This is a genomic window from Erythrobacter alti (assembly GCF_037996805.1).
GTDB classification, from domain to species: Bacteria; Pseudomonadota; Alphaproteobacteria; order Sphingomonadales; family Sphingomonadaceae; genus Alteraurantiacibacter; species Alteraurantiacibacter alti.
The window spans coordinates 53120-64379 of record NZ_JBBNAX010000005.1 but is presented as its reverse complement, the minus strand read 5'-3'; the positions used below and the strand labels follow the sequence as shown (position 1 = coordinate 64379).

Here is an 11260-nt window from a genome sequence, read left to right as displayed (position 1 = left end):
GCGCCTAGAAAAACTCCATTGTCCAAGAGGGGATCATTATGAAGTCGATACGTGTTTTGGGTGCTCTGTCGAGCGCCGGGCTGGCGATTGTGCTGGCATCATGCGGTACCGAAGAGGCCGAAGCACCGGTTGAAGCGGCAGCGGGTGATTGCCCTCCGGGGATCAGCGTTACCGATGGCTGGCTGGCCCTTCCTGCCGTTTCGGGCAATCCCGCGGCCGTATATTTCACCATCACCAATGACACGGAAAGCCAGGTGACGATCCGCACTGCCAGCGTGCTTGGTGCTGGAAGTGCAATGCTGCATGAAACCGCTGAATGGAGCGGTGAAATGGACATGCAGGAACTGTTTACGCAGCCGCTCCTGGCTGGCGAAACGCTCGAATTCGAACCGGGCGGCAAGCACGTCATGGCATTTGACATGGGCGAAGGTACCGAACCGGGCGGCGAGACAGAAGCCACCCTGACATTCGTTGGTGGTGACAAGTGCAGCTTCCCCGTCACAGCGCATCCAGCCGGAGAAGATCCCCGAGAATCGGCTGACGAAGCTTGAGCGACAGTGCGGCGCTTTCCTGCCCGATTGGCGGAGAGCGCCCGCTGAGCGCGGGTGAAATTGATCTGGCTCGGACCATGTTCGGCAAGGCCATCGACTATACGAAGGTCAGGATCAGGCGCCGGAAGTGGGCATTTTTCCAGCCCAGACGGGTGACTATGGCTCCACGAGGCCATATTCATTTTCACCCCGGCGGCAGTGCCTATTGCGAAGATTTCGCCAAAGAGCCGCATCACCGGCAAGCGCTCTTTATTCACGAAATGACGCATGTCTGGCAAACGCAAACTCGCGGCGAATGGTATCTGGTTCTCAACCGGATGCCGTGGGCACGTTACGATTATGCGCTCAAACCCGGCTGGAAGCTGGAGCAGTACGGGATCGAGCAGCAGGCGCGCATCGTCGAGCATGCCTTCCTGCTTCGCAACGGCGCGAAACTGCCGGGCGTTGCCGACAAAAGCGCTTACGATGCACTGGTCAATTTCCCTGGAGCAACGAAATGACCTTTCACATCCGGCATTTCAGCAAGGCGGACAGCGCGGCATTCTCCGCTCTCAACAGGCGGTGGATTGAAGCCGAGTTCGACTTTGAGGAAAGCGACGATGCGCAACTGGCAAACCCGGAAACCTCCATCATCGCGAAGGGCGGCCTGATTGCAATTGCAGAGGATGGCCAATCAGTCATTGGTTGCGGAGCCCTGATCCCGCCGCATCATGAACCCGATGACGGCAGGACTTGGATCGAACTGGTCAAATTCGCGACTGATCCGGCAGCGCAAGGCAAGGGCGTAGGTGGCGCGGTGCTCGATTGGCTTTGCGATCGGGCCAGCGAACGTGGTTTTGACGCGATCTGGCTCGAAACGAACGACCGTTTGCAGGCCGCGACTCGCCTGTATGAACGCAAGTCATTTCGCAGGCTGGCGCCGGATGAAGTCTGGCCCACACCTTATGCGCGCTGCAATCTCCAGATGGTCAAGCTGATCGGGAACACCGAATGACCGAATTCGAATTCATCTTTGTTCTCTACGCGCTTCTGCTCGGGCTTTCGCTTGTCGAACTCCTGAGCGGGCTTGGCCGCGCACTCGAACTGGAGTTTGCGCGGGATGCGGAAGGACGTGATGAATCGTTCCGGATCGGCTGGCTGACTCCGCTCATGGCGGTGTTCGTCATGCTGGATCTGATGTCATTCTGGATGTTTGCATGGACGATGCGCCCGCTGTTGAGCGTTACGCCGCTGACATTGCTGGGCGTCATGGGTTTTGCCAGCGCTTACTACCTCGCTGCACGGCTGGTTTTCCCGGGCGATCCTGACCGTTTCCACCAGCTCGATACGCACTATTTTAGAGTTTCCAGGACGATCTTCGGCATACTGATTGCGCTGGTCGGGGTGCAATGGGCATACCTACTCTCGATACCGCAAATCCGAGACGCCATTCTCACTCCGGTAGGGGTTGGACTGACGGCGCTGTTCGTTGCCTTGATGGCAGCAGCTATGATCTTTCGTAATCGGCGCGTCCAGGCGGTGTTGTTGGTCGCGCTGAGCGTAAGATATCTGGTGTTATACTTCATTTGAGTTCTTTTCCGGCTTGCTGGTTTCGCGTAGTATCGCGCGGACTCAAGGGGGAATATCACGATGAAAAAATTGCTTGCCGCAACAGCGCTCACTCTGTGGTTCGCTACGCCTGTCCAGGCACAGGATGTGAACGCCGACCCGATTTATGAGACGGTCACCTTGTCAGGTGGTTTTACGCCAGACCCGTATGTCGTTAACATGTCGTCCGGCGGAACAAACGATGCTTCCAAGCTCAGCCCCAATTGCGCAGGCTTTATCGCGACGTCTCCGGATGTGCGGCTGAACTTCCAGCCTGGGTCGCTACCACTCATTATTTCCGCAAGTTCAGACGAAGACACCACGCTCGTTATCAACGCTCCCGACGGACGCTGGTATTGCGACGATGACGCCGGGGGCAATCTGGACCCGATGGTGACTTTCGGCTCTCCCCAGGCGGGACGCTATGAAATCTGGGTCGGCACCTATGGCGACAGCACTACGCATCCGGCGCGGTTGAGCATTTCGGAAATCGGCGGGGCAACGGCGGTTTCGAACCTGCCACCTTCGTCCGGTCCCGACTTGAATGCGGACCCGATTTACGAGACTATCTCTCTCGCCAGCGGATTTACGCCGGACCCGTACATCGTGCGGATGTCCTCAGGCGGCGGAAATGATGCATCGTCGCTCAGCCCCGCTTGCGCAGGATATATCGCAAGTTCGCCCGACGTGCGGCTGCATTTCGATGCCGGGTCGCTGCCCCTCTTCATCTCGGCCACTTCGATGGCGGACACGACACTCGTGATCAACGCTCCCAACGGTGAGTGGTATTGCGATGATGATAGCGGTCAGGACATGAACCCTATGGTCCGTTTCCAGACACCGCTTTCGGGAAGGTACGAAATATGGGTCGGCACCTATGGCGAAGCCGCCAGTCACTCGACGGAGCTAAATATTTCCGAGCTCTACAGCCAGTGACCTTATGGAGGGTGTTGACTGGGGCGCCCAAAAGGATTGAGCGGCCCGGTTTCATCTGATACCTTTTTCCGGTCCGGGCGGCCCAACCCGCGCCCGGCCATATGGTCACTCAAATGGAGCTCAAGAACTACGCAATGTCGCGCGAGCGCGGCTACCTTTCGCATTACGAAATCGACGAGATCACCCTGCCCTCGCTATTCTCCAGCGTTCTGGAAGCGGCCGGCAACCTTTCAGGCCTGATGTCGACTGGCCGGATCCGGCACTGGCTGGGTCAATTGGACGATCCGGGCCTCGACGAATGGGCGCGAGAAGCCGCGGAGGAAGAAGTCCGCACCGCGATGGTCCACTATTCTTTCCTCGTGCAAGCCTATGCCTGGGGGGAAGCAGAACCTCCTACCCACCTTCCGGCAAATCTTGCGCGGCCAATGGTCGCGATTGCCGACAGGCTCGGCCAGGCACCGCTGCTGCCTTATTCGGCTTATGTGCTCGACAATTGGGCGCGGCTCGACAAGTCCGGCCCTATAGAGCTGGACAATATCTACATGTACCAGAACTTCCTCGGCGGTGATGACGAGAACTGGTTCGTGCTGATCCATGTTGCCATCGAAGCTGAAGCAGGCGTGCTGCTCGACAATGCAGCGAGGCTGGTGACTGTGGCCAAGGATGGCGACGAAGATGAGGCCGAACGGCTGCTGGTCGAAATGGATGCAGCGTGGGAGCGTATCTATGACGTATTTGCGCGGATGCCCGAGCGTTGCGATCCCTATATCTACTTCCACCGGGTGCGTCCCTACATCCACGGCTGGGCGAACAATCCGGCACTGAAAGATGGCGGACTGATCTATGAGGGCGTCGAAAAACTGGGTGGCAAGCCGCAGGCCTTGCGCGGACAGACCGGATCGCAATCCTCGATTGTCCCCGCAATGGATGCCCTGTTCCAGGTTGGCCATAGCGACGATCCGCTGAAGAGCTTCCTTGACGAACTGCACCAGTATCGACCGATCGAACACCGACGCTTTATCGAGGATCTGGCCGCGCAATCCACGCTGCGCGATTTCGTGTCAGCCTCGGGCAAGCAGAGCCTGAAGGACGCGTTCAACGCGTGCCTCAACCAGTCGGCGCGCTTCCGTACGCGGCATCTCGAATATGCGGCGAGCTACATCAACAAGCAGGCAGGCAGCATCGCAGGTAATGATCCCGATGTCGGCACGGGCGGCACGCCCTTCATGCGCTATCTGAAAAAGCACCGTGACGAAAACGCGGCGCAATTGGTCGACTGACAAACAAAAGGGGCCGCTTCATCGAGCGGCCCCTTTCATCATCGGTTTGTTAAAGGCTATTCCGGCTTCTTCGCCACTCCGACCATTGCCGGACGCAACAAGCGGTCCTTGATCATGTAGCCGGCCTGCATTTCCTGCACGATCGTGCCCGGTTCGGCATCGTCGGTGGGAATTTCCATCATCGCCTGATGCTGGTTAGGGTCGAGCGCCATGCCCATGGCTGCAATGCGGCAGATGCCGTGCTGGGCAAAGGCCTTCTCCAATTCGCGCTGGGTCGCCTGGATGCCCGCAACCAGCCCCTTGAACTTCGAATCCTCGCGCAAATCTTCCGGAACGGCATCGATAGCTCGAGCAAGATTGTCGGCTACGCTGAGAATATCGCGGGCAAAACCGGTCGCGGCATAGTTGCGTGCATCGGTGATGTCCTTTTCCATCCGGCGGCGCACATTCTGAGTGTCGGCCTTGGCATAGAGAACTTCCTGGCGGGCCTGTTCAAGCTCCGCGCGCAGCTCTGCCAATTCGTCACCGGAATCATCGTCACCCTCGCCTTCGCCATCATCATCGGCGAGGAATTCCTCTGGCACACCTTCCAGTTCTTTCGCGACTTCCGTATCGACCGCGTCGTCGCGATCCTTGTTTTTATCAGTCATTTTAGCCTGTCTTACCAATTCTTTTGCCCAGAGATCGGGCCGTGAAGTCAACCATGGGCACGACCCGCGCGTAATTCAACCGCGTCGGGCCAATCACGCCCACCACTCCGACGACCTTCCCTTCCCGGTCGCGGTAGGGCGATGCGATCACCGATGAACCTGAAAGCGCGAAAAGCCTGTTCTCCGCACCGATGAAAATACGCGCCGAATCGGCTTCCCGCGCGCGTTCGAGCAATTGGGCTACCGATTGCTTGTTCTCAAGATCATCGAGCAACGAACGCACACGTTCTATATCTTCGAGCGCCGTATCGTCGAGCAGCTTGGCCTGACCGCGCACGATCAGCACCGGACGCTGCGAGGAATCCTCGCTCCAAACCGCAATACCTGCCTCGACCAGCCGAGCAGAGATTTCATCGAGCGCGCTCTTGCCCGATTTGATCTCGCCGCGCATCGCATTTGCCGCTTCTGCCAGCGTACGACCGGCAAGCTGCGCGGTGATGTAATTGCCCGCCTCCTGCATCGCGCTGGAAGTTATGCCTTCACCAAGTTCAAGCACGCGGTTCTCGACATGGCCATCTTCGCCAACCAGCACGGCAAGTGCGCGGGTGTTGTCGAGCGGGACCAGTCGCATTTGCGCCAGCGTCGGCTCCCGCTTGGGGACCATGACCATGCCCGCCGCGCCGGAGATGTCCGAGAGAATGGAGCTGGTTTTCTCCAAAGCCGCCTCGATCGGCCCGGGTGCGGAAAGCTGCTTTTCGATAGCGGCGCGTTCGTGTTGCGTCGGTTCGGCTACCTGCATGATCCCGTCGACGAACATGCGCAGTCCGCTTTCGGTCGGCATCCGTCCCGCGCTCGTATGCGGCGCGGCCAGCAGGCCAAGCTGTTCGAGTTCACTGAGCACAGAGCGGATCGACGCGGGCGAAAGATTGACCGCCCCGTGCTGCGCCAGCGCCTTGGAGCCCACTGGTTGACCGCTCGCAAGATAATCTTCCACCACAAGGCGAAAGATGTCGCGCGCGCGGTCGGTCAATTCAGTGATGGGGGGCGATGCCATGCGGATACTATGGTGGGCGGTTCGCTGCGATGCAATCACGACGGGCGGAAAGATGCCCTGTCTTCGTCGGCGCCCACCAGTTCCGAAATCGGCAATTCTTCCCAGGCGCGATAGATCTCGTCGCTGCGATCATGCAATCCGGGCTGGAAGCAGCCCATATACCAATCCAGCCGTGTACTCGTTCCGTCGCTGTCGTGCCAGGTCACGCGTACGCTCGGCATGTCCGTTGCAACTGCGCCATCGCAATTGTCATATCCGTAAGAGACGCTCTGTACGGGCCGGAATGGCGCAAGCCTCTCCCTGAAAGCGGTGAATTCCGCGGCACTGGCGGAGAAGTTGCGTGTTCCGCGTTTGGCAACGAAGTTCTCGCCTTCGAACACGCCTTCGCCCGATGCATCGAGTGTCAGATTAAAGTCCGGGCAGAAGCCAAAGCAAGGCTCGACAGCAAAGCTGATGCGTTCGACGGTAGGTTCTGTAACTTCGCCGGTCTGGACACATGCGCCCAGGCTGAGGGCCATAATGCCAGCGGTTGGAATCAGCTTCATCGTCGTTCTCCGCCATATGGCTTGATCGTGTGCGGGATTAGCTTATGCCGCTGCGCAAATCCAAAGGAGTTTACATATATGCGACCTTCCGGCCGCGCGCCTGACGAAATGCGTGCTATCACTATCGAAACCGGCTTCACCAAGCACGCCGAGGGATCGTGCCTCATCAGTTTCGGCGATACCCGCGTATTGTGCACGGCCAGCGTCGAAGAACGCATCCCGCCGTGGCTTCGCGGCAAGGGTTCGGGCTGGGTTACTGGCGAATATTCCATGCTCCCACGCGCAACCCATACCCGCGGAAGCCGCGAGGCAGCACGCGGCAAGCAGAGCGGTCGCACACAGGAAATTCAGCGCGTTATCGGGCGTTCATTGCGCGCTGTAGTCGATCTGGAAAAACTGGGTGAACGCCAGATTACGCTCGATTGCGATGTTATCCAGGCCGATGGCGGCACCCGTACAGCGTCAATTTCCGGCGCATGGGTTGCGCTGCGTCTCGCTGTAAATTCGCTGATGGCGAGTGGCGCGATCAAGGAAGACCCTATCACCGCCAAGATCGCCGCCATTTCCTGCGGTATCTACAAGGGCACCCCGGTTCTCGACCTGGATTATCCGGAGGATAGCGGTGCCGATGCGGATGCCAATTTCGTTCTGATCGAAGGCGGTCAGATCGCAGAAGTACAGGCCACCGCCGAAGGCGCGACTTACGATGAAGAAGGCTTGTTGCGCCTGCTTCGCCTTGCGCAAATGGGCTGTGCAGATATTTTCAAGGCGCAGGAAGAGGCATCGGCGTAATGCGCAAACTGGGCAGCGGAAAACTGGTGATTGCTACGCACAACGCGGGCAAGCTGAAGGAAATCTCTGCCCTGCTGGCGCCACATGGTCTCGACTGCATTTCGGCAGGCTCTTTGGGCCTGCCGGAACCGCCGGAAACCGGCAAATCTTTTGTCGCCAATGCGCTAATCAAGGCGCGAGCGGCGGCAGAAGCTTCGGGCCTTCCCGCTTTGGCTGATGATAGCGGCCTGTCTGTCGCCGCTCTGGATGAGAAGCCGGGTATTTACACTGCAGACTGGGCGGAACGTCAGTGGTTCGAAGGTGAGCCGGGGCGCGACTGGTACATGGCGATGGGCAAGGTCGAGGGACTGCTGCAGGCCAAGGGACCGGATACGCCCCGCGATGCCTGGTTCTCGTGTGTCCTTGCCCTCGCTTGGCCCGATGGCGAGCATGTCGTTTACGAGGGCCGCGTCGACGGCACGCTGACCTGGCCTCCGCGTGGTGAGATGGGTTTCGGATACGACCCTGTCTTTGTGCCGCAGGGTCGCAATCTGACATTTGCCGAAATTCCACCCGAAGAGAAACACGCTGTCAGCCACCGCGCCGACGCATTTGCCAAGCTGGTAGCTGATCAGTTCGAGGCCTAGAACCTAGTATACGGGCCGATCGTAAGTATTGCCGGCGGGCCAGTAATGGCAGACGAGGAAGTCATTCTCGCGTCCCCTGGCCACGGCACAGCCGACTTCGCGCGTGTCACGCCAGATGATCTGCGTGTAGTGGCCGACATCGCGCCATTGTCCTGTAGTCGAAACGTTGGGGAAAGTGCCGCGGCGGAAGTGCCGGCGTTCATCGACGAACGCTCCGACCATGACATCCGCACCGTAATAGCCTGCGGCGCCCATCCAAAGGTTTTCGCCAGCTCCGCCGCGCTGCTCTCGCGAGGAATGGCGCATACCGCCTTCCCTCGCCAATTGCTCGGCCCAGGTCTGTGCTTGCTGCGCGAGGCGCTGACTCCATTCGAGGCGCGGCACGCCGACATCGTCACGCGCTTCGTTATGCTCGACGAGCAATTCCTGCGCGAAAGGATTGGCGCGCTGCTCGCCCGCTGATAGCGGTGCAGCTGAAACGCAAAGTGTGGCGATAGCCGCGCAAGCGGCTGCGATAACCCGTCCCTTATCCATCCGCGCATCTTGACTCGAACCCGTTAACGGAGCCTGAAACCCCGCATGGCCCGCGCGCTTTATATCCATTGGCCCTTCTGCCTCGCGAAATGCCCCTATTGCGACTTCAATTCGCATGTTCGGAAGAGCGTGGATGTGGACCTGTGGCAAAATGCCATGCTTGCGGATCTACGGCACGAGGCGGAGCTTGCCGGTGGTGAGGCGCTGGATTCCGTGTTCTTCGGTGGAGGTACGCCTTCGTTGATGCCTCCAGCGCTTGTTAGCTCCCTTTTGCAAGAGGCTGAAAAACTGTGGGGTTTTTCGCCGCAAGTCGAAATCACGCTGGAGGCCAATCCGTCTTCGGTCGAGGCTTCCAAATTCGCCGATCTCGCTGCTGCCGGGGTCAATCGCGTCTCGCTTGGGCTGCAATCGCTGGACGACAAGGCGTTGAAATTCCTCGGAAGGCTCCACGGAGTTGAAGAGGGCCTGAAAGCGCTTGAGACGGCGCAAGCGGCCTTCAACCGGGTCAGTTTCGACCTGATCTATGCCCTACCCGGTCAATCAGCCGCGGCCTGGGAAGACCAGCTGCGCCGCGCACTCGGATTGGGCACTGGACACCTCTCGCTTTACCAATTGACCATCGAGCCGGGGACGCGGTTTGAATCCATGGTTCGACGCGAGGAATTCCTGCCGCTGGACAACGATGAGGCCGCAGACCTGTTCACCTTGACTCGCGAGCTGACTGCTGGTGCCGGCCTGCCTGCATATGAAATCAGCAATCACGCCCGTCCCGGCGAGGAAAGCCGCCACAACCTCACCTATTGGCGATATGAGGATTACGCAGGCGTGGGTCCGGGCGCGCATGGGCGGCGAGGCGGCTTTGCGACAACGCGGCACAAAAAGCCGGAGAACTGGCTGGCTGCGGTCGATCGCAAAGGCAACGGTCTGCAGGAAGAGCGCGCGCTCGGCACCAGCGAACAGGCTTCCGAGGCGCTCCTGATGGGATTGCGACTGCGCGAAGGTATCGACCTTGCAAGGCTCTGCGCCCGCTTCGGCGTAGCGGAGGATGCCCTGCTCGATCCAATCCAGATCGAGCGCCATGCCGACCTTGATCTGGTCTGGCGGGACGGCTCCCGCGTAGGTGTGACCGAGGCGGGGATGCCGCTACTCGATGCCCTGCTCGCCAAGCTTGTCGCGGATGAGCTGGTATCGGCATGAGTGCATCGGCTGACCTGCTCGAACAATGGCACGATTATCTCGCCATCGCCCGTCGCCGGTCGCCACATACAGTGCGCGCCTATGTCGCAACCGCAGGTCGCTTGCTGCAATACCGTCAGCTTGAAAGCTGGGACCAGGTCGCGGGCCTTTCCACGCGTGATTTGCGCGCCCATCTTGCCGAACGACGGGCAGAGGGCATCGGCAATGTTTCCGCGGCGCGAGAACTCTCCGCCCTCAAGGCTTTCGTTGGCTACGCCCTGGAGCAAACCGGCGCCGAGCCGGGGTCTGCGCCGCGCATTCGTGGTCCTCGCATAAAGAAGGGATTGCCCCGCCCCATCACGCCTGACGAGGCCGCCAATATGGTCGCCAGCGTCACCGAGAATGCGAGCGAGGACTGGACCGGCTCGCGCGACGCATCGGTGCTACTGCTGATGTATGGCGCGGGTCTTCGCATTGCCGAGGCTTTGTCGCTCAAGGCAAGCGACCTGCCATTGGGTGAGACGCTCGTGGTAACCGGCAAGGGTAGCAAGCAGCGGGTGGTTCCACTGCTCCCCGTGGTCCGCGATGCTGTTGCCAGCTATGCCGCCGCCTGCCCCTGGCCTCTCTCGGGCGACGATCTGCTGTTTCGCGGCGTGAAAGGTGGCCCGCTGAGCCAGGGCATGGTGCAAAAAGCGATGGCGCGGGCGCGTCGTGCGCTTGGATTGCCTGACACCGCTACGCCCCACGCTCTGCGGCATAGCTTCGCGACTCACCTCCTTGGCTCAGGCGCAGACCTGCGCAGCCTGCAGGAATTGCTTGGCCACGCCAGCCTTGGCTCCACACAGATCTACACGCAGGTTGATGCGGCGAAGATGCTCGAAGCCTATCGCTCGGCGCATCCCCGCGAGGATGGCTAGTCGGCTTCACGCTCGGCGCGAGGCACGAAAGTGAAAACGCGCCAAAGGTAGCCAGCTACCGTGAGCGCCACCAAGCCGACGATGATCCAGCCGATAATGTGCTGCGAATCTTCGAGGTAGTGCCCCAGCCATTCGCCGCCCTTGATCAGGAGCGCATTCCAGATCAGCGATCCGGCAAATGTGAAGCCGAGGAATTTCCATTTCGGCATATGCGCCAACCCGGCCGGGAGCGAGATGATCGTGCGCAGGAAAGGGCTGAACCGCAGGAAGAACACTACCCAATGCCCGCGTTGCGAAAAGAACACCTGCGCCTTGGCAATATGCTCCCAATCGACCGTAAGCCAACGGCCCCACTTGTCGACAAACGGTGCAAGGCGCCGGTAACCCCAGGCATCGCCGACCCAGTACCAGGCGTAATTGCCGACCGTAGTACCAAACGTGCCGATCAGCAGCAGCGGCCAGAATTCCATTGACCCGCGTTGCACAAGCAACCCGCCAACGCCCATGATGACCTCGCTTGGTACTGGCGGGATGACGTTTTCGAGCACCATCAGGAAGAAGATACCAAGGTATCCACCCTGCTCGATCAGATCGACGATTAGCTTGTCCATG

General features: G+C 59.7%; 15 protein-coding genes. 10 read left to right on the top strand and 5 right to left on the bottom strand.

Features of this window, described 5'->3' with window-relative positions:
• Positions 1-38 precede the first annotated feature (38 nt).
• The 6 genes from AAC850_RS05690 (at position 39) to AAC850_RS05665 (ending at position 4354) form a co-directional block, all read left to right on the top strand.
• Positions 39-551, top strand: a complete 513-nt coding sequence (locus AAC850_RS05690; RefSeq protein WP_340587714.1) for a copper chaperone PCu(A)C — start codon at positions 39-41, stop codon at positions 549-551.
• A 77-nt stretch (positions 552-628) separates the two neighbouring features.
• Entirely contained in the window at positions 629-1051 is a 423-nt protein-coding gene (locus AAC850_RS05685; protein ID WP_340587713.1) for a vgr related protein, read from the top strand.
• Complete coding sequence (locus AAC850_RS05680; RefSeq protein ID WP_340587712.1) at positions 1048-1545, top strand: GNAT family N-acetyltransferase; 498 nt, start codon at positions 1048-1050, stop codon at positions 1543-1545. Before AAC850_RS05685 ends, AAC850_RS05680 begins: the two co-directional genes overlap by 4 nt.
• Complete coding sequence (locus AAC850_RS05675) at positions 1542-2120, top strand: hypothetical protein (RefSeq protein ID WP_340587711.1); 579 nt, start codon at positions 1542-1544, stop codon at positions 2118-2120. Before AAC850_RS05680 ends, AAC850_RS05675 begins: the two co-directional genes overlap by 4 nt.
• 60 nt (positions 2121-2180) lie before the next feature.
• Complete coding sequence (locus tag AAC850_RS05670; RefSeq protein WP_340587710.1) at positions 2181-3074, top strand: hypothetical protein; 894 nt, start codon at positions 2181-2183, stop codon at positions 3072-3074.
• A 113-nt stretch (positions 3075-3187) separates the two neighbouring features.
• A complete protein-coding gene (locus AAC850_RS05665; RefSeq protein WP_340587709.1) occupies positions 3188-4354 on the top strand; it encodes a PrnB family protein in 1167 nt (388 codons plus the stop codon).
• A gap of 56 nt (positions 4355-4410) precedes the next feature.
• On the opposite strand, the gene grpE is transcribed toward AAC850_RS05665, so the two are convergent.
• From grpE to AAC850_RS05650, 3 genes are read right to left on the bottom strand one after another with little or no spacing between them, the layout of a single operon-like run.
• A complete protein-coding gene (gene grpE / locus AAC850_RS05660) occupies positions 4411-5004 on the bottom strand; it encodes a nucleotide exchange factor GrpE (protein ID WP_340587708.1) in 594 nt (197 codons plus the stop codon).
• A gap of 1 nt (position 5005) precedes the next feature.
• On the bottom strand, positions 5006-6058 hold the full coding sequence (hrcA, locus tag AAC850_RS05655; protein ID WP_340587707.1) for a heat-inducible transcriptional repressor HrcA: 1053 nt from the start codon (positions 6056-6058) through the stop codon (positions 5006-5008).
• Positions 6059-6093: 35 nt separating this feature from the next.
• Positions 6094-6603 carry a DUF6438 domain-containing protein gene (locus AAC850_RS05650; protein ID WP_340587706.1) on the bottom strand — a complete coding sequence of 170 codons (510 nt, stop codon included), beginning with the start codon at positions 6601-6603 and terminating at the stop codon, positions 6094-6096.
• A 78-nt stretch (positions 6604-6681) separates the two neighbouring features.
• Between AAC850_RS05650 and rph the strand changes: the two genes are divergently transcribed.
• Positions 6682-7395 (top strand): ribonuclease PH, encoded by a 714-nt coding sequence (gene rph, locus AAC850_RS05645; RefSeq protein ID WP_340587705.1) that lies wholly within the window; start codon positions 6682-6684, stop codon positions 7393-7395.
• Positions 7395-8021 carry an RdgB/HAM1 family non-canonical purine NTP pyrophosphatase gene (rdgB, locus tag AAC850_RS05640; RefSeq protein ID WP_340587704.1) on the top strand — a complete coding sequence of 209 codons (627 nt, stop codon included), beginning with the start codon at positions 7395-7397 and terminating at the stop codon, positions 8019-8021. Before rph ends, rdgB begins: the two co-directional genes overlap by 1 nt.
• Positions 8022-8024: 3 nt before the next feature.
• Here rdgB and AAC850_RS05635 read toward each other — a convergent pair whose 3' ends face one another.
• The gene (locus AAC850_RS05635; protein ID WP_340587703.1) at positions 8025-8555 is read right to left on the bottom strand and encodes a CAP domain-containing protein; all 531 of its coding nucleotides are present in this window, start codon (positions 8553-8555) and stop codon (positions 8025-8027) included.
• Positions 8556-8600: 45 nt separating this feature from the next.
• Between AAC850_RS05635 and hemW the strand changes: the two genes are divergently transcribed.
• Together hemW and AAC850_RS05625 are read left to right on the top strand one after the other, a co-directional pair.
• On the top strand, positions 8601-9752 hold the full coding sequence (gene hemW, locus AAC850_RS05630) for a radical SAM family heme chaperone HemW (protein ID WP_340587702.1): 1152 nt from the start codon (positions 8601-8603) through the stop codon (positions 9750-9752).
• Positions 9749-10648 (top strand): tyrosine recombinase XerC, encoded by a 900-nt coding sequence (locus tag AAC850_RS05625; protein WP_340587701.1) that lies wholly within the window; start codon positions 9749-9751, stop codon positions 10646-10648. Before hemW ends, AAC850_RS05625 begins: the two co-directional genes overlap by 4 nt.
• Here the strand turns inward: AAC850_RS05625 and AAC850_RS05620 are convergent.
• Positions 10645-11259 carry a DedA family protein gene (locus AAC850_RS05620; protein ID WP_340587699.1) on the bottom strand — a complete coding sequence of 205 codons (615 nt, stop codon included), beginning with the start codon at positions 11257-11259 and terminating at the stop codon, positions 10645-10647. The genes AAC850_RS05625 and AAC850_RS05620 overlap by 4 nt on opposite strands.
• Position 11260: the final 1 nt, after the last annotated feature.